Annotated in this window: 21 protein-coding genes and 4 tRNA genes; 7 read left to right on the forward strand and 18 right to left on the reverse strand. The window is 71.6% G+C overall.

Translation table 11 applies throughout. The features are described from left to right. The 10 genes from rplL to ABD127_RS07540 all read right to left on the reverse strand — a co-directional run. The coding region (gene rplL / locus ABD127_RS07495) for a 50S ribosomal protein L7/L12 (protein ID WP_344199468.1) at positions 1-360 on the reverse strand (360 nt) is incomplete at its 3' end. Positions 361-417: 57 nt separating this feature from the next. Continuing rightward, the gene (gene rplJ, locus ABD127_RS07500; protein WP_344199471.1) at positions 418-1,041 is read right to left on the reverse strand and encodes a 50S ribosomal protein L10; all 624 of its coding nucleotides are present in this window, start codon (positions 1,039-1,041) and stop codon (positions 418-420) included. A 242-nt stretch (positions 1,042-1,283) separates the two neighbouring features. Then, entirely contained in the window at positions 1,284-2,069 is a 786-nt protein-coding gene (locus ABD127_RS07505; RefSeq protein WP_344199473.1) for an SCO4651 family lipoprotein, read from the reverse strand. Positions 2,070-2,107: 38 nt separating this feature from the next. Beyond that, complete coding sequence (locus tag ABD127_RS07510) at positions 2,108-2,935, reverse strand: SCO4651 family lipoprotein (RefSeq protein WP_344199476.1); 828 nt, start codon at positions 2,933-2,935, stop codon at positions 2,108-2,110. Positions 2,936-3,039: 104 nt separating this feature from the next. Further along, the gene (gene rplA / locus ABD127_RS07515; RefSeq protein ID WP_344199479.1) at positions 3,040-3,756 is read right to left on the reverse strand and encodes a 50S ribosomal protein L1; all 717 of its coding nucleotides are present in this window, start codon (positions 3,754-3,756) and stop codon (positions 3,040-3,042) included. Positions 3,757-3,833: 77 nt separating this feature from the next. Continuing rightward, complete coding sequence (rplK, locus tag ABD127_RS07520; RefSeq protein ID WP_344199482.1) at positions 3,834-4,265, reverse strand: 50S ribosomal protein L11; 432 nt, start codon at positions 4,263-4,265, stop codon at positions 3,834-3,836. Positions 4,266-4,341: 76 nt separating this feature from the next. Further along, on the reverse strand, positions 4,342-5,169 hold the full coding sequence (nusG, locus tag ABD127_RS07525; RefSeq protein ID WP_344199484.1) for a transcription termination/antitermination protein NusG: 828 nt from the start codon (positions 5,167-5,169) through the stop codon (positions 4,342-4,344). A 13-nt stretch (positions 5,170-5,182) separates the two neighbouring features. Further along, the gene (secE, locus tag ABD127_RS07530; RefSeq protein ID WP_344199486.1) at positions 5,183-5,395 is read right to left on the reverse strand and encodes a preprotein translocase subunit SecE; all 213 of its coding nucleotides are present in this window, start codon (positions 5,393-5,395) and stop codon (positions 5,183-5,185) included. 107 nt (positions 5,396-5,502) lie between these two features. Further along, positions 5,503-5,575 (reverse strand) — tRNA-Trp (locus tag ABD127_RS07535). A gap of 167 nt (positions 5,576-5,742) precedes the next feature. Then, on the reverse strand, positions 5,743-6,237 hold the full coding sequence (locus ABD127_RS07540; RefSeq protein WP_344199489.1) for an NINE protein: 495 nt from the start codon (positions 6,235-6,237) through the stop codon (positions 5,743-5,745). A 161-nt stretch (positions 6,238-6,398) separates the two neighbouring features. On the opposite strand from ABD127_RS07540, the gene ABD127_RS07545 reads away from it, so the two are divergent. The 4 genes from ABD127_RS07545 to ABD127_RS07560 are packed head-to-tail and all read left to right on the forward strand — an operon-like array spanning position 6,399 to position 8,948. Continuing rightward, a complete protein-coding gene (locus ABD127_RS07545; RefSeq protein WP_344199492.1) occupies positions 6,399-6,893 on the forward strand; it encodes a hypothetical protein in 495 nt (164 codons plus the stop codon). 12 nt (positions 6,894-6,905) lie between these two features. After that, the gene (locus ABD127_RS07550; RefSeq protein WP_344199494.1) at positions 6,906-7,925 is read left to right on the forward strand and encodes an adenosine deaminase; all 1,020 of its coding nucleotides are present in this window, start codon (positions 6,906-6,908) and stop codon (positions 7,923-7,925) included. Positions 7,926-7,971: 46 nt separating this feature from the next. Then, entirely contained in the window at positions 7,972-8,358 is a 387-nt protein-coding gene (locus ABD127_RS07555) for a hypothetical protein (RefSeq protein WP_344199497.1), read from the forward strand. 56 nt (positions 8,359-8,414) lie between these two features. Then, positions 8,415-8,948 carry a DUF4190 domain-containing protein gene (locus ABD127_RS07560; protein WP_344199500.1) on the forward strand — a complete coding sequence of 178 codons (534 nt, stop codon included), beginning with the start codon at positions 8,415-8,417 and terminating at the stop codon, positions 8,946-8,948. 6 nt (positions 8,949-8,954) lie between these two features. Here the strand turns inward: ABD127_RS07560 and ABD127_RS07565 are convergent, their stop codons facing one another. The 7 genes from ABD127_RS07565 to gdhA all read right to left on the reverse strand — a co-directional run bounded on the left by ABD127_RS07565 (position 8,955) and on the right by gdhA (position 13,984). Next, positions 8,955-9,974 (reverse strand): UDP-N-acetylmuramate dehydrogenase, encoded by a 1,020-nt coding sequence (locus ABD127_RS07565; protein ID WP_344199502.1) that lies wholly within the window; start codon positions 9,972-9,974, stop codon positions 8,955-8,957. A 70-nt stretch (positions 9,975-10,044) separates the two neighbouring features. Beyond that, positions 10,045-10,215 carry a 50S ribosomal protein L33 gene (gene rpmG / locus ABD127_RS07570; RefSeq protein WP_007078674.1) on the reverse strand — a complete coding sequence of 57 codons (171 nt, stop codon included), beginning with the start codon at positions 10,213-10,215 and terminating at the stop codon, positions 10,045-10,047. Positions 10,216-10,280: 65 nt separating this feature from the next. Then, positions 10,281-10,354, reverse strand: a tRNA-Met gene (locus ABD127_RS07575). Positions 10,355-10,407: 53 nt separating this feature from the next. Continuing rightward, positions 10,408-10,480: transfer RNA gene (locus ABD127_RS07580), tRNA-Thr, on the reverse strand. A gap of 62 nt (positions 10,481-10,542) precedes the next feature. Continuing rightward, positions 10,543-11,598 carry a quinone-dependent dihydroorotate dehydrogenase gene (locus ABD127_RS07585; RefSeq protein WP_344199510.1) on the reverse strand — a complete coding sequence of 352 codons (1,056 nt, stop codon included), beginning with the start codon at positions 11,596-11,598 and terminating at the stop codon, positions 10,543-10,545. Positions 11,599-11,607: 9 nt separating this feature from the next. Further along, positions 11,608-12,633 (reverse strand): hypothetical protein, encoded by a 1,026-nt coding sequence (locus tag ABD127_RS07590; RefSeq protein WP_344199513.1) that lies wholly within the window; start codon positions 12,631-12,633, stop codon positions 11,608-11,610. Between the two features lies 1 nt (position 12,634). Next, complete coding sequence (gdhA, locus tag ABD127_RS07595; protein ID WP_344199515.1) at positions 12,635-13,984, reverse strand: NADP-specific glutamate dehydrogenase; 1,350 nt, start codon at positions 13,982-13,984, stop codon at positions 12,635-12,637. A gap of 126 nt (positions 13,985-14,110) precedes the next feature. Between gdhA and ABD127_RS07600 the strand changes: the two genes are divergently transcribed. After that, positions 14,111-14,803: an NADPH-dependent F420 reductase gene (locus ABD127_RS07600; protein WP_425545801.1), complete on the forward strand. Its 693-nt coding sequence runs from the start codon at positions 14,111-14,113 to the stop codon at positions 14,801-14,803. Between the two features lie 161 nt (positions 14,804-14,964). Here ABD127_RS07600 and ABD127_RS07605 read toward each other — a convergent pair. Continuing rightward, positions 14,965-15,046 (reverse strand) — tRNA-Tyr (locus ABD127_RS07605). Between the two features lie 95 nt (positions 15,047-15,141). Between ABD127_RS07605 and ABD127_RS07610 the strand changes: the two genes are divergently transcribed. Continuing rightward, positions 15,142-15,633: a YajQ family cyclic di-GMP-binding protein gene (locus tag ABD127_RS07610; RefSeq protein WP_344199518.1), complete on the forward strand. Its 492-nt coding sequence runs from the start codon at positions 15,142-15,144 to the stop codon at positions 15,631-15,633. A gap of 12 nt (positions 15,634-15,645) precedes the next feature. Continuing rightward, complete coding sequence (gene hrpB / locus ABD127_RS07615) at positions 15,646-18,162, forward strand: ATP-dependent helicase HrpB (protein WP_344199520.1); 2,517 nt, start codon at positions 15,646-15,648, stop codon at positions 18,160-18,162. Positions 18,163-18,178: the final 16 nt, after the last annotated feature.

Here is an 18,178-nt window from a genome sequence, read left to right on the forward strand (position 1 = left end):
GAGGGCCTCCTTGGCCTTGTCAGCGGCCTCCTTGTTGACCTTCTCCAGGACGGGCTTGGGGGCGCCCTCCACGAGATCCTTGGCCTCCTTCAGGCCGAGGCTCGTGAGCGTGCGCACCTCCTTGATGACCTGGATCTTCTTGTCGCCGGCCGACTCGAGGACGACGTCGAACTCGTCCTGCTCGGCGGCGTCATCGGCGCCGGCAGCAGCGCCACCGGCCGCGGGGGCGGCGGCAACGGCGACCGGGGCGGCCGCGGTGACCTCGAAGGTCTCCTCGAAGGCCTTCACGAACTCGGAGAGCTCGATGAGGGTCAGTTCCTTGAATGCGTCCAACAGCTCGTCGGTGCTGAGCTTCGCCATGGTGGCGTCCTTTCGTACTGAGACCCCGAGGGGGTCCCGATGGGTGATCGGGGCGGTTCAGCCCTCGGTGGTCGCGGCCTCGGTCTCGGCCTCGGGGGCCGCGTCCTCGGTCGCAGGGGTGGTGTCGGCGGTCTCCGCAGGTGCGGCGACAGCCTCGGCGGGGCTCTCCTCGGCCTTCTTCGCCTCGAGGGCCGCCACGAGGCGGGCCGTCTGGGCGAGGGGCGCGGCGAACAGCGAGACTGCGTTCTGCAGGCTGCCCTTCATCGCACCGGCCATCTTCGCGAGGAGGACCTCGCGCGACTCGAGGTCGGCCAGCTTCTTGATCTCGTCAGCGCTGAGCTGCTTCCCGTCGAGGAAGCCGCCCTTGATGACGAGAGGGGTGTTCACCTTCGCGAAGTCACGCAGACCCTTGGCCGCCTCGACCGGATCGCCCGAGATGAAGGCGATGGCGGTCGGACCGGTGAGGAGGGCGTCATCGAGCTCGACGCCGGCCTCCTTGGCCGCGATCTTGGTCAGCGTGTTCTTGGCGACGGCATAGCTCGCCGTCTCACCGAGGATGCGCCGCAGTTCCTGCAGCTGCTTGACGGTGAGACCGCGGTACTCGGTGAGCACAGCTCCGTTGGACTCACGGAAGTTCTCCGCGAGCTCAGCGACCGCTGCAGCCTTGTCCGGGCGTGCCATGGGTCTCCTTCCAGCACATGTCAGTACCGAGGACCAGGTGAACAGACCCAGGAACAAGAAAAAAGCGCCCCGTGCGAAGGCACGGAGCGCATGCATGCATGAGACTCGCACCTGCGCGGGCCGCCTCCGGATTGCTCCTGAGGCTCTTCGGGCGATCCGGGTGGATCACCGACCAACGGTCTTCGGTGCCTCCACTGTACGGGTGGCGGACGCTCCCGGCCAAATCGGGGGCCGGGGCCGGCTCAGAGGCCGAACGGCGCGCCGTCGGTGACGAGGTCGGCGGGCGGCGCCTCGATGTCGACCGGTTCGCCCCAGGCGCTGTACTCGATCGTGAGATCGGCGCCCGCGATGGTGGAGACGACACGGCGCGGCAGGTCGTCGGGGCCGAGGTACAGCGTGACGTCCATCGTCGGCGGCAGCGCCCCCTCGACGAGCGCGACCTGGGCCGCGCTCAGCACCTTCGCGGGGTCGACGGTGAGGACGTAGGGCGTCGTGGTGACGCCGTCGACCTCCTGGGTGCCCTCGCCGACCGCGAAGCCGACCAGCGCCGACTCGAACAGGCGCAGCTGCGAGACCGGGGCCGCCTGCTCGAGCACCGGGCCGAACGTCGAGGCGAACTGGCCGGTGCCGTCGGGGTCGACCTCGAGGTACATGCCCCCCGAGGCCTGCGCGAGGTTGACGTAGTAGCTGCCGTCGACGAGCAGGACCTCGTTGCCGTTGACGGTCATCGAGATCGCCGAGTCCTGCGGGGTCTGGCCCACGGCGATGTCGCCCTCTCCGGCGGCTCCCCCCGCGCCGAGGTTGAGCACGACGTGCACCGACCCAGACTCGACCATCGCGGCCGTGACGGTCGAGACGAACTCCTCCTGGGTCAGGTCGTCGCCCGCGGGCTCGTCCGACGTCGTCGCGCTGCTGCTCGGCGACGGGTCGGCGGAGTCGTCCCCTCCGCCGCTGCAGGCGGCCAGGGCGAGAACCGCGAGGGCCGCGACGGCCGAGACCGCAGCCCGGCTCCGGAGGCGAGACGTCATGAAACCAGCATAGGTGGGTGCCGCCGCCCCGGACGGGATCAGGCCTGGTCGGAGAACAGGTCCTCGAAGCCGCCCTCGAGGATCTGGTCGGCCGGCGGCGCCTCGATCACGACGGGCTCGCCCCAGCCGGAGAAGTCCATCGTCATCTCGACGCCGATCATGTCCATCACCAGGCGACGGGGGAGGTCGTCGGGGCCGACGAAGATCGTCGACTCGAGCGTGTCGGGCAGCGGGACTCCCTCCAGGTCCTCAGCGGGAGCCCCGGAGGCCTCCATGACCGCCTCGGTGTCCATGACGACGACGTACGGGGTCGCCTCGACGCCGTCGATCGTCTCGGGATCGCCCTCCTGCCGGTAGTCCAGGACTGCGTCCTTCATCATCGCCATCTGGACCCGGGGGTCCATCTGCTCGAGCATCAGGTCGAACTGCTCGCCGAACATCTCGTCGTCGGCGTCGATCCGGACGAACTTGCCGTCGCTCTCGATGCCGAGACTCAGGTACAGAACCTGGTCGATCAGGCGCATCTCCATCGTGCCGAGGCCGGGCATCTCCATCGTCATCACCATGTCGACGTCCGTCGGGTCGTCCCCCGTTCGGGTCTGCGCCTGCCCGACGAGCTCCTCGCCCTCGAGCGACATGCGGAGGTCCATCGTCACGGTCTGGACCGCGGCCTGGGCGTCGGTGACCTGGACCATGAAGGCGCGGGCGTCGGCGCCGCCCTTCCCGCCGTCGTCGCGGCTGGTCTGCTCGCCCTGGGAGAACCACGTCGGCGGGCGGGAACCGGAGTCACCACCGCACGCCGCGAGTCCCAGGACGAGCGCGGCGCCGGCGAGAGCGCCCATGAGGCGAGAACCTGTGCGAAGCATGTGCAAATCCTACGATGCGCCGGGGCCGCCCGGGCGCGAACGCACGAGGGGCCCGACTCCGCGATCGCGGTGCCGGGCCCCTCGGGCAGGAGCGATGCCTCGGATCAGGCCTCGGAGTCGCTCGAGAAGTTGCGCGTGCGCGACGGGTCGACCCCGATGCCGGGACCGTTCGTCGTGGAGATCGTGACCTTCTTGACGTAGCGACCCTTCGAGCTCGACGGCTTGAGACGCAGGATCTCCTCGAGCGCGGCACCGTAGTTCTCGGCGAGCTGCTCGGCCGAGAACGAGGCCTTGCCGATCACGAACTGCAGGTTGGCGTGGCGATCGACGCGGAACTCGATCTTGCCGCCCTTGATGTCGCCGACGGCCTTGGCGACGTCGGTCGTCACGGTGCCGGTCTTGGGGTTCGGCATGAGGTTGCGCGGACCGAGGACGCGGCCGAGACGACCGACCTTGCCCATCATGTCGGGCGTCGCGACGACGGCGTCGAAGTCGAGCCAGCCCTCGTTGATCTTGTCGACGAGCTCGTCGGCGCCGACGTGGTCGGCACCGGCCTCACGAGCGGCGTCGGCGTTGGCGCCGGTGGCGAAGACCAGGACCCGGGAGGTCTTGCCGGTGCCGTGCGGGAGGTTGACGGTGCCGCGCACCATCTGGTCGGCCTTGCGCGGGTCGACACCGAGGCGGACGGCGACGTCCACGGTCGAGTCGTACTTCGTGCTGCCGGACTTCTTGGCGAGCGTCGTCGCCTGGAGCGGCGTGTGGAGCGTGTCCTTGTCGAACGTCTCCGCGACGGCGCGGTACGCCTTGCTGTGTTGTGCCATGGCTACTTTCCTTTGGTTGCCAGGTGTGGTGCGGGCCCAGCGGACCCTCCCACGGATCGGGTGGTGAAGGTGGGGCGTCAGCCCTCGACCGTGATGCCCATCGAGCGGGCGGTGCCCTCGACGATCTTGGCCGCGGCCTCGAGGTCGTTGGCGTTCAGGTCGGGGAGCTTCGTCGTGGCGATCTCACGGACCTGGGCGGCGGAGATCTTGCCGACCTTGTCGGTGTGAGGCGTCGCGGAGCCCTTGGCGAGACCCGCAGCCTTCTTGATCAGCTCAGCCGCCGGAGGCGTCTTCGTGATGAAGGTGAACGAGCGATCCTCGTAGATCGTGATCTCGACGGGGATGACGTTGCCACGCATGGACTCCGTCGCGGCGTTGTACGCCTTGCAGAACTCCATGATGTTGACGCCGGTCGGGCCGAGCGCGGTGCCGACGGGCGGCGCCGGGTTGGCCTGGCCGGCCTGCAGCTGCACCTTGACGACAGCTGTGACTTTCTTCTTGGGAGGCATTTCGGGTCCTTGTTGATCGGGGTGTTGCAGGAGCTGGCGAACCAGCCTTCGACCACAGTGTGGTCAAACTTGGGAGTCAGACCTTCTGGATCTGGGTGAAGCTCAGCTCGACCGGGGTCTCGCGGCCGAAGATCTCCACGAGCGCCTTGACGCGCTGGGCGTCGACGTTGATCTCGGTGATCGTGGCGTGCAGCGTCGCGAACGGGCCGTCGACGACCATGACCGAGTCGCCCGCGGCAAAGTCGGCGAACTCGACCTTGGGCGCCTTGGCCGGCGCGGTCTCGCCGGCGTCCTCGGACGCCGTGGCGGCGACCTCGGCCTCGACGGCCGGGGCGAGCATCTTCTCGACCTCGGCCAGGCTGAGCGGCACGGGCTGGTGGGCGTTGCCCACGAAGCCGGTGACCGACGGGGTGTGGCGCACGACGCCCCACGACTCGTCGGTCAGGTCCATGCGGACCAGGACGTAGCCGGGGAGCACGGTGCGCTTGACGAGCTTGCGCTGACCGTTCTTGATCTCGGCGACCTCCTCGGTCGGCACGACGATCTCGAAGATGTAGTCCTCGGCGTTGAGCGAGGTGATGCGGTTCTCGATGTTGGCCTTGACCCGCTTCTCCATGCCGGAGTAGGTGTGCACGACGTACCAGTCGCCGAACTGGCTGTAGAGCCGGTCGCGGAACTCCTGGAGCGGGTCGGACGGGGCGGCGTCCTCCTCGGCGACCTCGAGGTCGCCGTCGACCTCGGGCTCGTCGCCGTCGGCCTCGGGGGTCTCGTCGGCCTCGACCTGGTCGGCCTCGACCTCCGTGTCGCCGGCGTCGTCCGCCTCGACCTCGGCCTCGACCTCAGGGGTCTGGTCGACGTCGTGCTCCTGCACGTCGCCCGTGGCCATGTCTTCGCTGTCGCTCACCGTGAACTCAGTCCTAACCGAAAATCTTGAACATCAACTGGCCGAACCCGAAGTCCAGGCCGGCCACGATCGCCATCATGACCAGCACGAAGACCAGCACGACGACGAAGTACTGCGCGACCATGGGTCGGGTGGGCCAGACGACCTTGCGCAGCTCCGCGATCACCTGGCGGATGAAGGTGACCGGCGGCGTGCGCGTGGTGGCGCCCTTGTCGTGATCGCTCACGATGCTCCTTCGTCAGTACGTCGTGCGGGGTTCGGCGGCACCGGCGGTGCTGTCGGGGCGGATCAGGCTCCGCCGCTTGGATCGTGCGAGGGGTCGTGCTTCCTGGGCACGGCACGAGGGACTTGAACCCCCAACCTTCGGTTTTGGAGACCGATGCTCTGCCAGTTGAGCTAGTGCCGTTCGGCGTGGCTTCGCCCCGCGCCGCCTGCGCGCGGGCATGACGAAACGATGTGAAATCTCACCGGAGCGACCAGTGTACGGGGTGCGCTCGCTCGGGGTCGAATCGGCCAGGACATGCCTCGGGCCCGGTCGTGTCGACCGGGCCCGAGGCGGGAGTCCTGCGTGGATCAGCGCGCGAGCGGACGACCCTGGGCGTCACCGAGCTTGCCGGTGGCGATCAGGATGATGTCGATGATCGACCAGATGCCGCAGCCACCGAGCGTCAGCAGCTTGGCGATGCCGAGGCCCGTGTAGCCCAGGTAGAAGCGGTCGATGCCGAGGCCTCCGATCAGGACCGACAGCAGCAGTGCGGTGATGAACTGCTTGTCGCTGACGGGGCCGGCGTAGGCCTGGCCGGCCGGCGCGTACGCGGGCTGGCCGGGTGCGGTGTAGCCCTGGCCGGGCGCACCGTAGGCCGGGGCGGCCGGCGGGAAGGCGCCACCGAGCTCGGGGAGCGCCGAGGCCAGCACCCACTCGCCGCCGTCCGAGCGGACGTGGCTGTTCTGGGTGATGTTGCCGCTGCCGGCGAACTGCTTGAGCTGGTCGAGCGTGTACGGGCCGTACTCGGTGCCGTTCACGTAGGTGAAGTACTGGGTGGGCGAGGTGCCCGGATCGGTGGTCATGTGAAGTTCTCCTCGGGATGACGCGGTGTGGGCCGGACAGCACTCTAGGTCAGAACTGGTCCGTCGCGGGGCCGTCCCACCCTGGAACCGGGGGTGTGTCCGTGGTTGTGATGCACCGGGACGTCCGAATGTTCCCGCCGCGGGGATCTAGGGTCGTGGCCATGACCGTCCCCTCGTCACCAGGTGGCACCGCCGTTGCTCGCACCGCCCGCACGCTCGCGTTCGCGCTCGTCAGCGCGCCGCTGTACGTCCTCGTGGCGGTGTGGTTCGCCGCTCCCGAGGCCGAGGAGGACCTCCCGGTCCTGCTCGTCGCCGCGACGATCGGCGTCGTCGTGGTCGGCTGGGGCCTCGCCCAGACCCTGGGCTACCGGACGGCTCCGCTGGCGTTCGGCGAGGACCAGACCGTGGCCCTGCAACGGTTCCAGACCCTGATGCTGCTGCGGTTCGTGCTGACGGAGGCACCGGTGATGCTCGGGATCGCGGCAGCGTTCGCCCTGCCCTACGGGCCGTGGCCCGCCGTCGTCGCCGTCGTCGTGGGCCTGCCGGCGCTGGCCTTCCACGTCTGGCCGAGCCGTCGGGTCGTCGACAAGGTCGCGACGCGGCTCGAGTCCGGCGGCGTCCCCTCGGGCCTGCGCGAGGCCTTCGGGCACCGATGACAAGATGATCCGATGCGCCCGCTCCACGACCTCCCCAAGGCGCACCTCCACCTGCACTTCACCGGCTCGATGCGGCACGCCACGCTGCTCGAGCTCGCTCAGCGCGACGGCATCAACCTTCCGCCTGCGCTGACCGAGGAGTGGCCTCCGGAGCTGAGCGGAGCGGACGAGAAGGGCTGGTTCCGCTTCCAGCGCCTCTACGACGTCGCCCGCTCGGTCCTGCGCACCGAGGACGACGTGCGCCGCCTCGTGCGCGAGGCCGCCGAGGACGACGTCGCCGACGGGGCGAGGTGGACCGAGATCCAGGTCGACCCCTCGGGGTACGGAGCACGCTTCGGCGGCATCACGGCGTTCACCGACCTGGTCATCGACGCCGTCCGCGAGGCCGAGCGCTCGACCGGGCTCGGGATGGGGGTCGTGATCGCCGCGAACCGCACGCGCCACCCGATGGACGCCCGCACGCTCGCCCGGCTGGCCACGCAGTACGTCGATCGCGGCGTCGTGGGCTTCGGTCTCTCCAACGACGAGCGACGCGGCGAGACGACCGACTTCGCCCGTGCGTTCCGGATCGCGGCCGACGCCGGTCTCGCGTCCGTGCCCCACGGGGGCGAGCTGCGCGGACCCGACCACGTCACGACGTGCCTGGACCACCTGCACCCGAACCGCCTGGGTCACGGCGTCCGCGCCGCCGAGGACCCCCGCGTGCTCGAGCGGATCGTGGCCGAGGGCGTGGCGCTCGAGGTGTGCCCGGCGTCCAACGTCTCGCTGGGCGTGTACGCCACGGTCGAGGAGGTCCCGGTGCGCGACCTGATGGCCGCCGGCGCCACGGTCGCCCTCGGTGCGGACGACCCCCTGCTCTTCGGCACGCGGCTCGCGGGGCAGTACGCGCTGCTGCGGGCGGCCCAGGACTTCTCGGACGCCGAGCTCGCCGAGCTGGCCCTCGGGTCGTGGCGCGCGTCGCGCGCTCCGCAGGACGTCGTCGAGACAGCCGCGGCCGACGTGGCCGCCTGGCTCGCCGCCGACGACGCCTGACCCGGAGCCCGCCCGCGGGGCCCAGGGCTGTGCCAGAGTGGAGGCGATGACCTCGCCGCCACCCCCTCCGCCGCCCCACCCCTGGGCGCCCCCGGCCCCGGCCTGGGGCCAGCCGTGGGGTCCCGCGTGGTTCCCGGCGGCTCCGCTGCCGCAGGCACCCGGCGCCACGGCGGGTCTCGTGGTCGGCATCGTCGCCCTGGCCGGTGGCCTGGTGCTGATGCTCCCGCTCGTGGCGGCACCGATCGCCTGGTACCTCGGGGCGAGCGCCCACCGACGCGCCGAGCGTGAGCCCGAGCGCTGGCGTCCTGGCTCAGCCCGCACCGCGATGATCCTCGGCATGGTCGGCAGCGGCTTCCTCGCCGTCGGGACCCTCCTGGCGATCGTGCTCTCGACCCTCATGTGGGTCTCGATGTCCGCACCGTCGCCCTACTGACCGCAGGGGACTGGTCCCCCCTCCCGGTTCGCCGCCTCCGTGGGATGCTTCTCGACATGAGCGATCCGACGCAGCAGCCGCCCTCGGACCCGTACCGCCCTCAGGAGCCGTACCAGCCGCAGCCGCCCCACGGCCAGCAGCCGCCGCCCGGGCCCCAGCAGCCGCCGTACGGCCAGCAGCCGCCCTACGGCGGTGGGCCGTACCAGTCGTACCCGCCGTACGGTGCGCCGCAGCCGATGTTCGACCAGCCGCTCAAGCCCAACCACCCGCAGGCCACGACGTCCATGGTCATGGGCATCATCTCGCTCGTGGGCGGCATGATGTGCCTGCTGCCGATCTTCCTGGCGCCGGCCGCCTGGATCATGGGCCGCAAGGCCGTGCGCGAGATCGACGCCTCCGGTGGTCAGCTCGGCGGTCGTGGTGAGGCCCAGACCGGGTTCGTCACCGGCATCATCGGCACGATCCTGCTGGTCCTGGCCATCCTCGCGATCGTCGCGATCATCGTCATCGCGATCGCGGCCTCCGACTCGGGCAGCGACTACGACTACTACTACGACTCGCTGTCGCAGATCGTCACGCAGCGCGGCTGAGTCGGCTCAGAGCGCGCAGCCGACGAGGTTCGGCTCGGGCTCGAGCTCGATGCCGTAGACGCTCGCGACCCCGTCGCGCACCTCACGGGCGAGCGCGAGCAGACCCTGCGTCGTGGCCGAGCCGCGGTTGGTCAGCGCCAGCGCGTGCTTGGTCGACAGGCTCGCGTGGGCGTCGCCGTGCCCCCGCTCGAACCCGGCGTGGCTGATCAGCCACGCCGCGCTGGACTTGATCGTGCCGTCGGCCTGCTCGAACCGCGGCGCGTCGACCGGGAGCCGGCCGGCCTGCTCGGCGGACAGCACGGGATTGGTGAAGAACGACCCGGCGCTCCAGGTGTCGTGGTCGGCCGGGTCGAGCACCATGCCCTTGCCGCGACGCAGGCCCAGGACGGCCTCGCGCACCTGCGCCGCCGGGGCCCGCTCCCCCACCTCGACGCCGAGCGCACGGGCGAGCTCGGCGTAGGCCACCGGAGCGCCGAGCGAGCCGAGGCGCAGCTGGAAGGTCACGTCGAGCACGAGGTGCCGGCCCGGCTCGGCCTTGAACCGGCTCGTGCGATAGCCGAAGCCGCACTGGTCGGCGGTCAGGGTGCGCACGGCTCCCTCGAGCCGGTCCCACGTGCGGACGCGGACGATCGTCTGGGCGACGTCCTGGCCGTAGGCGCCGACGTTCTGGATCGGGGTCGCGCCGACCGAGCCGGGGATGCCGGCCAGGGCCTCGACACCGATCCACTCGTGCTCCACGGCGGACGCGACGAAGGCGTCCCACGACTCTCCGGCGGCGACCGTGACGGTCGCCCCGCTGCACGCGTCCTGGTCGATCTCGACGCCCCGGGTGCGCACCAGCACGACCCGACCGTCGAAGCCCTCGTCGGCGACGACGAGGTTGCTGCCCCCGGCGACGAGCAGGACCGGGGTGCCGGCGTCGTCGGCCTCACGCACTGCCGCGACGAGGTCGTCGGACGTCTCGGCCTCGACCACCTCGCCCGCGGGCCCGCCCAGGCGCAACGTGGTCACCTCGGACAGCAGCATGGAACGACCCTAACGAGAAAGGCCCCCACCGCTGTCGCGGGGAGGGCCTGAGTCGTGATCGAAGCAGCGATCAGCGCGTCTCGCGGTGCACCTGGTGCGTCTTGCAGCGCGGGCAGAACTTCTTGATGTCGAGACGATCGGGGTCGTTGCGACGGTTCTTCTTGGTGATGTAGTTCCGCTCCTTGCACTCGGTGCAGGCAAGGGTGATCTTCGGGCGGACGTCGGAGCTCTTGCTGGCCACGGGAGTGCCTCAGTTCTGATGGATCGGTGCGTTGCTGAATTCAGGGGCTTGCTGGTGAAGTTCGGTAGCGGAGGCGGGGCTCGAACCCGCGACCTCACGATTATGAGTCGTGCGCTCTGACCAACTGAGCTACCCCGCCGGAGTTCGCGAGTCACCTCGCGAGGGGAACCCCGGTCGTGACCGGTGTTCCAGAGCCCCTTTACGGAATCGAACCGTAGACCTTTTCCTTACCATGGAAACGCTCTGCCGACTGAGCTAAAGGGGCAAGCCGACGACCCACCCTACAAGGTTCTGACGCAGATCCGAAATCGGGGGGTGCCGGTCCTCTCAGGAGGGTCGCGAGCCCTCTGCAGCGGCGGCCAGACGGGCCGGCCAGGCGGGGCCTCCGTAGATGAATCCGGTGTAGGCCTGCACCAGGTCGGCGCCGGCCGCGAGGCGTGCCGCGACGTCCTCGGGGGTGTTCACGCCGCCGACGCCGATCAGCGCCAGGCGGTCGCCGACACGGGCCCGCAGGCGCTCGAGCACCTCGGTGGAGCGCGACGTCAGGACGGGCCCGGACAGGCCTCCCCCCCCGGCGGCCTCGACCTCGGTACGCGGGCTGCGCAGCGACTCGGGTCGGGCGATCGTGGTGTTGGTCGCGCTGATGCCGTCGAGCCCCAGGCCGAGGGCGAGGTCGGCGACGGCGTCGACGTCGGCGTCGGCCAGGTCGGGCGCGATCTTGACGACGAGCGGCACGCGTCCGCCTCGTCGCGCCTCCGCGCCGAGGGTCTCGGTGACCTCGCGGACCGCCGCGAGGATCGGCTCGAGCTGCTCGACCGCCTGCAGGTCCCGCAGGCCGGGGGTGTTGGGGCTCGAGACGTTCACGACGAGGTAGTCGGCGAACGGCGCGAGCAGACGCGCGCTGTCGACGTAGTCGTCGACAGCGCGCTCGGGGGCGACGACCTTGGTCTTGCCGATGTTGACCCCGACGACCGCGTCGCGGCCCGCGGCGGACCGGCGCAGGCGGTGCAGGCGCGAGGCCACGACCGCGGCTCCGTCGTTGTTGAAGCCCATCCGGTTGACGACCGCCCGGTCGTCGACGAGGCGCACGAGGCGGGGCCGAGGGTTGCCGGGCTGCGGCTGGGCCGTCACGGTGCCGATCTCGACGTGGCCGAAGCCGAGGGCGAGGAGGCCGGGCACCGCGCGGGCGTTCTTGTCGAAGCCGGCGGCCAGACCGAAGGCGTGCGGGAACTCCACGCCCATGACGGTCCGCGGGGCCGAGGGCACGCGGACGACCGGGCGCACCGCTCGGCCGCCGAGGCGGATGGCGCGGAAGGCCTGCTCGTGCGCGACCTCCGGGTCCATGCGGGCGAACACCTGGCGGAAGAGCGCGTCGTAGACCACGGGCTCAGGCTAGCGGCGTCCGACCCACGCCCCCGCGTCGACGGCGTACACCCAGCGGCGGCCCGGCCACTCCGTGAGCGACCAGAGCCGGTCCGTGCCGGGCCACGAGGTGATGTCCTCGGGTCCGGTCGGGAGGACGCCGCGGTGCCGCTCCAGCGCCCCGGGCCGACCGACCCAGAGGTCTCCCGGGTTGCCCTCACCAGCGCTCGCGGTGACGAACCACGTGCCGTCGACGACCGTCGCTCCCTGCATCCGCGGCACGCCCTCCCCCGCCTCCACGGGGTGGGCCCGGCCGTCGGCGTCGGTCGCCAGCAGCCCGGTCTCGCGGTCGAGGGCGAACCGGAGCAGCCGGTGTCGACCGGTCCGGTCCTTGCGCCCGTACTCACCGGCCACGAGGTGGTCGACGTCGACGCCTCGCTCGACCGAGAGGAACGAGTAGGTCATGCGAGGACCCTCGTCCTGCTCCGACGCGTAGGCACCGGCCTGGGGCAGCACGTGACGTGTCCCTCGTCCCCGCAGCCAGGACCCCGACCTGAGGCGGAGTCGCTCGACGTCGGCGACCCGGAAGACCCGAAGGCCGCCGCCGCTCGCGGCGACGAACAGGTGCGGGCCGTACCAGGCGAGGCCCCCGGCGTGGACCGGAACGCGGGTCAGCCCCCGCAGCCCGGCGACCCTCCGCTCGTCGACGAGACGGACGTGGGCGTAGCGCGGCGCGTCCTCGGCGGCGAGGTCGACGACCGAGATCCGCGAGCCCAGGACCGCGTACCCCAGCGCGCCGTGGCCGTACCAGCTCGTCAGCAGGACGCGGCGGCCGTCCGCGTCATCACCGGTCGGGTCGAACCGTGTCGTGATGCCTTGCGGGAACCAGCGCCGGGTCTGCGCGTCGCGCTCGTCCCACGTCAGGCCGTCCTCGGCTGCCTCCCCCGGCACCGAGGTCCACGAGCCCACGCGGTCGAGTCGGCCGAGGACGCCGTCGATCCCGACCCGCCTCGCGCGGCTCGCCAGCGTCCCGCCGGGGCGGTGGACGAGGCGCACGTCAGACGACGCCCTGCGCGAGCATCGCGTCAGCGACCTTGCGGAAGCCGGCGATGTTGGCACCGGCCACGTAGTCGCCCGGGCTGCCGTACGCCTCGGCCGTCTCGAGGCAGCGGGCGTGGATGTCGCTCATGACCGTCTCGAGACGGCCGTCGACGTCGTCGGCGGTCCACGACTCGCGGGCGGCGTTCTGCTGCATCTCGAACGCGCTCGTGGCGACCCCTCCGGCGTTGCTCGCCTTGCCCGGCGCGAACAGGACGCCCGCCTCGCGGAGCAGGTCGACGGCCTCGGGGGTCGTGGGCATGTTCGCGCCCTCGGCCACGACGCGGCACCCGTTCTCGACGAGGGCGGCGGCGTCCTTGTCGCTCAGCTCGTTCTGGGTCGCGCAGGGCAGCGCCACGTCGCACGGGACCTGCCAGATCGAGCCGTCACCGGCCGTGGCCCCGTCCCGCTGGTCGGCGTAGTCGGTGACCTGGCCGCCGCGGCCGCCCTTGACCTCGCGCAGCAGCTCCAGGTCGATCCCATCGTCGTCGACGACGAAGCCCGAGGAGTCCGAGACCGCGACGACCGTGCCGCCCAGCTGGTGGACCTTCTCGATCGCGTAGAGGGCGACGTTGCCGGCCCCCGAGACCACGACGCGCTTGCCGTCGAAGGACGTGTCGTGCGCTGCCAGCACCTCGCGCACGAAGTACGCCAGGCCGTAGCCCGTCGCCTCCGTGCGCACGCGGGATCCGCCCCAGTCGAGCCCCTTGCCGGTCAGGACGCCCGGCTCGAACCGGTTGGTGATGCGCTTGTACTGGCCGAAGAGGAAGCCGATCTCGCGGGCGCTGACGCCCTGGTCGCCCGCCGGGACGTCGGTGTGCTCGCCGACGTGCCGGTGGAGCTCGGTCATGAACGACTGGCAGAAGCGCATGACCTCGCCGTCGCTGCGTCCCCGCAGGTCGACGTCGGAGCCACCCTTGCCGCCGCCGATCGGCAGACCCGTCAGGGCGTTCTTGAGGACCTGCTCGAAGCCCAGGAACTTGACGATCCCGGCATCGACGCTGGGGTGGAACCGCAGGCCGCCCTTGTACGGGCCGAGCGTCGAGCTGAACTCCGTCCGGAACCCGCGGCTGACCTGGACCCGGCCGTCGTCGTCGACCCAGGGGACGCGGAAGACGATCTGCCGCTCGGGCTCCACGAGTCGCTCGATCACGCCGGACTCGAGGTACTCGGGGTGGGCGTCCAGGACCGGGCCGAGGGTCTCGAGGACCTCACAGACGGCCTGGTGGAACTCGTCCTCCCCACCGTTGCGGTGCACCACCGCGTCGTAGACGTCCTGCAGCCGGTCGTCGAGCTGGGGCACGTGCATCCTCCGTGGGGTGTCTGTGGCGCGAACGCCCTCGACGCTAACGGCCCGGCCCAGGGCTCGCCGCCCGACGCAGGCTCAGGCAACGCCGTCGGTGCACGGAATGGCCGGGGGGTGGACACCGTTGACGTGGGCATGACGACACTCGGACTGATCGGCAGCGGCAACATCGGCGGCACCATCGCGAGGCTGGCGGTCGACGCCGGCATCGACGTGGTCCTGAGCAACAGCCGCGGGCCGGAGACCTTGACCGACCTCGTGGACGAGCTCGGTCCCCACGCCCGAGCGGCGACGGCCGAGGAGGCCGCGAGCGCCGGTGACGTCGTGGTCGTGACCGTGCCGCTCAAGGCCTACCGCGACGTCCCGGTCGAGCCGCTGCGCGGCAAGGTCGTGATCGACACCAACAACTACTACCCCGAGCGCGACGGGTCGATCGCCGAGCTCGACGACGAGTCGACCACCACCAGCGAGCTCCTGCAGGCGCACCTGCCGGAGTCGCACGTCGTGAAGGGGTTCAACAACATCTTCTTCAAGCACCTCGCGACGCTGGCGCGGCCCTCGGGCGACCCTGACCGCTCGGTCCTGGCGATCGCCGGCGACGACGAGGCCGCCAAGACCGAGGCGACCGCGCTGCTCGACCGGCTCGGGTACGACGCCCACGACGTCGGAGCGCTCGCCGAGGGGTGGCGGTACCAGCGCGACACGGCGGCCTACGCCGCCCTCTACGCCGACCCGGACTCCGCTGACTTCTCGCCGCGAGTGGTCAAGGCCGACCTGCTGCAGCAGCAGCTGGACGCCGCCGTCCGCTACCGCGACGAGTAGGCCCCGACAACGCACCAGCGCCCCCCGCTTCGATGCGCGGGGGGCGCTGGCACGAACGTGGCAGGTGAAGGACTCCGTCGCACGCTCCTCCCCGAATCCGCAGCGCCCGACAACGCACCAGCGCCCCCCGCTTCGATGCGCGGGGGGCGCTGGCACGAACGTGGCAGGTGAAGGATTCGAACCTTCGAAGGCAATGCCGGCTGATTTACAGTCAGCTCCCTTTGGCCGCTCGGGCAACCTGCCTCGCACGCCACCCGCGAGGCGGGCGACGGAGAGAGAGCCTACCCCACGCCGTTAGGCTGATCGAATCCAGATCCACCCTTCTTCAGGAGACGCAGATGGCCGACTCGTCGTTCGACATCGTCAGCAAGTTCGACCGGCAGGAGGCCGACAACGCCCTCAACCAGGCGGTCAAGGAGATCAACCAGCGCTACGACTTCAAGGGCACCGGCGCCACGATCGAGTGGAAGGGCGAGCAGGGCATCGAGATCACCGCGAACGCCGACGAGCGCGCTCTGGCGGTGCTCGAAGTCTTCAAGGAGAAGCTCATCAAGCGCGGCATCAGCCTCAAGGCGCTCGAGACCGACGATCCCCGCCAGAGCGGCAAGGAGACCAAGCTCAACGGCACGTTCAGCGACGGGATCACGACCGAGCAGGCCAAGAAGGTCAGCAAGATCATCCGCGACGAGGGCCCCAAGGGCGCCAAGGTGCAGATCCAGGGTGACGAGCTGCGCGTCACGAGCAAGAAGCGCGACGACCTGCAGGAGATCATCGCGCTCGTGAAGGCCGCCGACCTCGACTTCCCGGTGCAGTTCGTCAACTACCGCTGACACACTGCAGGCGTGTCCGACCCGCTACGCCGCCTGCTCGCCGCACCGCCCGACCTGCCGGTCACGGCGGGGCTCGCGACGCTGGGCGAGGCGCTCCGCACGCGGGGCCTCGCGGTGGTGCAGGCACCGCCCGGCACGGGCAAGACGACGCTGGTCCCACCCGCGGTCGCTGACGTCGTCGGCGGACGGGTCGTCGTCACGCAGCCCAGTCGCATCGCCGCCCGCGCTGCCGCCCGCCGACTCGCCCACCTGCTGGGCGAGCAGGTCGGCGAGACCGTCGGCTACTCGGTCCGCGGGGACCGGCGCACCGGTGCGCGCACCAGGATCGAGGTCGTCACGACCGGCCTGCTGCTCCGGCGGATCCAGCGCGACCCCGAGCTGGCCGGTGTCGGCGCCGTCGTGCTCGACGAGGTACACGAGCGCCACCTCGACGCCGACCTGACCCTCGCACTGCTGATCGACGTCCGCGCCAACCTGCGCGAGGACCTCGCCCTCGTGGCGATGTCGGCCACGATCGAGGCGGAACGCACGGCCGACCTGCTCGGTGGGCAGGACCGGGGCGCGCCGGTGGTCCGCGTCCCCGGCGCCCTGCACCCGGTGCGCACCGTCTGGTGCCCGCTCCCGGCGGGCGCGCGCCGGACCGACGACCGCGGGATCACCCCCGCCTTCCACGACCACGTCGCCGCGACCGTGCGCCGCGCGCTCGCCGAGCACGAGGGGGACGTGCTGGTCTTCGTGCCGGGAGTCCGCGAGGTCGACGCGACGATGCGTCGCCTCGCCGGCGTGGACGCGGCCGTGCACGCCCTCCACGGACGCCTCACCGGCGCCGAGCAGGACAGGGCCCTCAGCGAGGGCCCCCGGCGTCGGGTCGTCGTCTCGACCGCGATCGCCGAGTCGTCGCTGACGGTGCCCGGCGTGCGGGTCGTCGTGGACGCCGGGTTCTCGCGCGAGCCGCGCACCGACCACCGGCGCGGGCTGGCGTCGCTGGTGACCGTCGCGGTCAGTCGGGCCGCTGCCGAGCAGAGGGCGGGCCGGGCCGGACGCCTGGGACCGGGAGCCGTGCTGCGCTGCTGGTCCGAGGCCGAGCAGGCCCACCTGGCGCCGCACCCGGAGCCGGAGATCGCGACCGCCGACCTGACCGCCTTCACCCTCGAGGTGGCCTGCTGGGGTCACCGCGACACGCGCGCCCTGGCGATGCTGGACCAGCCACCGGAGCACGCCATGGCGGCAGCCCGACAGGTGCTGGTCGACCTGGGCGCGATCGCCGAGGACGGGACCGTCACCCCACGGGGGCGGGCGATCGCGGACGTGCCGGCCGACCCCCGACTGGGGCGCGCACTCGTCGACGGAGCGGAGCTCGTCGGCGCCACGCGGGCCGCCGAGGTGGTCGCGATGCTCAGCGAGGACGTCCGTGCGCCGGGCGGAGACCTGGTGGCCGCGCTCCGATCACTCCGCACCGACCAGCGGGCGGGCGCCTGGCGCAGCCAGGTCACGAGGCTGACGGCCATCGTGAAGGAGCAGGCGCCTCACGGACGGTCCCTGACCGACGACGTGGCCGTGGGCCTGGTCGTGGCGCTAGCCCACCCCGACCGGATCGCACGCAAGCGCTCCGGCGGTTCGAGCTACCTGATGACGTCCGGCACGGGTGCCGCGCTCGACCGGCGCGAACCCGGGCCCCTGGCCGGCCTGGAGTGGCTCGCGATCGGCGACGCGGACCGGCGGTCCGGCGAGCGCGAGGCCCGGATCCGAGCGGCGGCACCGCTCACCGAGGACCTCGCGATCGAGGCGGCGGGCTCGCGGTGGACCGAGGTCGACGAGGTCAGCTGGACGGGAGGCCGGGTGCTGGCCCGCCGCCGCACGCTGCTGGGTGCGATCGAGCTCGGTTCCGTCCCGCTCCAGGACCCGCCCGCGGAGGCCGTCACTGCGGCGATCCGGGAAGCGCTGGAGAGCGAGGGGCTCGGCCTGTTCACCTGGTCGGAGGCCGCCACCGCCCTGCGCGACCGGCTCGGCTTCCTGCACCGGGCGCTCGGCGAGCCCTGGCCGGACGTGAGCGACGTGGCCCTGGCGCAAGACCTCTCGTCGTGGATGGGACCGCAGCTGGCGCGGGTCCGCTCGGCCGCGGACCTCCGTCGGATCGACGTCGGCGCCGCCCTGCGCGCCTTGGTGCCCTGGCCCCAGGCGGGCCGGATCGACGAGCTCGCCCCGGAGCGCGTGGAGGTGCCCACCGGATCGAGCGTGCGGATCGACTACTCCCAGGAGCAGCCGGTCCTCGCCGTCCGGCTGCAGGAGGTGTTCGGCTGGGCCCCGGTGCCGGCGCTCGCCGACGGGCGCGTCCCGCTGCTGCTGCACCTGCTCTCCCCCGCTCGACGCCCGGCCGCCATCACGGCCGACCTGGAGTCGTTCTGGGACAACGGCTACCCGGGGGTGCGTGCCGACCTGCGCGGGCGCTACCCGAAGCACGCGTGGCCCGACGACCCCCGCTCCGCACCGGCCACGCGCCGCACCAACACGCCGCGCTCCCCACGCTGAGGGGCCCCGACCGCGG

This window comes from Aeromicrobium alkaliterrae, from assembly GCF_039529015.1.
Classification (GTDB): Bacteria; Actinomycetota; Actinomycetes; order Propionibacteriales; family Nocardioidaceae; genus Aeromicrobium; species Aeromicrobium alkaliterrae.

Coding starts and splice junctions, on each gene's coding strand:
- rplJ (WP_344199471.1), bottom strand. CDS start 1,041: ATGGCACGCCCGGACAAGGCTGCAGCGGTCGCTGAGCTCGCGGAGAAC.
- ABD127_RS07505 (WP_344199473.1), bottom strand. CDS start 2,069: ATGACGTCTCGCCTCCGGAGCCGGGCTGCGGTCTCGGCCGTCGCGGCC.
- ABD127_RS07510 (WP_344199476.1), bottom strand. CDS start 2,935: ATGCTTCGCACAGGTTCTCGCCTCATGGGCGCTCTCGCCGGCGCCGCG.
- rplA (WP_344199479.1), bottom strand. CDS start 3,756: ATGGCACAACACAGCAAGGCGTACCGCGCCGTCGCGGAGACGTTCGAC.
- rplK (WP_344199482.1), bottom strand. CDS start 4,265: ATGCCTCCCAAGAAGAAAGTCACAGCTGTCGTCAAGGTGCAGCTGCAG.
- ABD127_RS07540 (WP_344199489.1), bottom strand. CDS start 6,237: ATGACCACCGATCCGGGCACCTCGCCCACCCAGTACTTCACCTACGTG.
- ABD127_RS07545 (WP_344199492.1), top strand. CDS start 6,399: ATGACCGTCCCCTCGTCACCAGGTGGCACCGCCGTTGCTCGCACCGCC.
- ABD127_RS07550 (WP_344199494.1), top strand. CDS start 6,906: ATGCGCCCGCTCCACGACCTCCCCAAGGCGCACCTCCACCTGCACTTC.
- ABD127_RS07555 (WP_344199497.1), top strand. CDS start 7,972: ATGACCTCGCCGCCACCCCCTCCGCCGCCCCACCCCTGGGCGCCCCCG.
- ABD127_RS07560 (WP_344199500.1), top strand. CDS start 8,415: ATGAGCGATCCGACGCAGCAGCCGCCCTCGGACCCGTACCGCCCTCAG.
- ABD127_RS07565 (WP_344199502.1), bottom strand. CDS start 9,974: ATGCTGCTGTCCGAGGTGACCACGTTGCGCCTGGGCGGGCCCGCGGGC.
- gdhA (WP_344199515.1), bottom strand. CDS start 13,984: ATGCACGTGCCCCAGCTCGACGACCGGCTGCAGGACGTCTACGACGCG.
- ABD127_RS07610 (WP_344199518.1), top strand. CDS start 15,142: ATGGCCGACTCGTCGTTCGACATCGTCAGCAAGTTCGACCGGCAGGAG.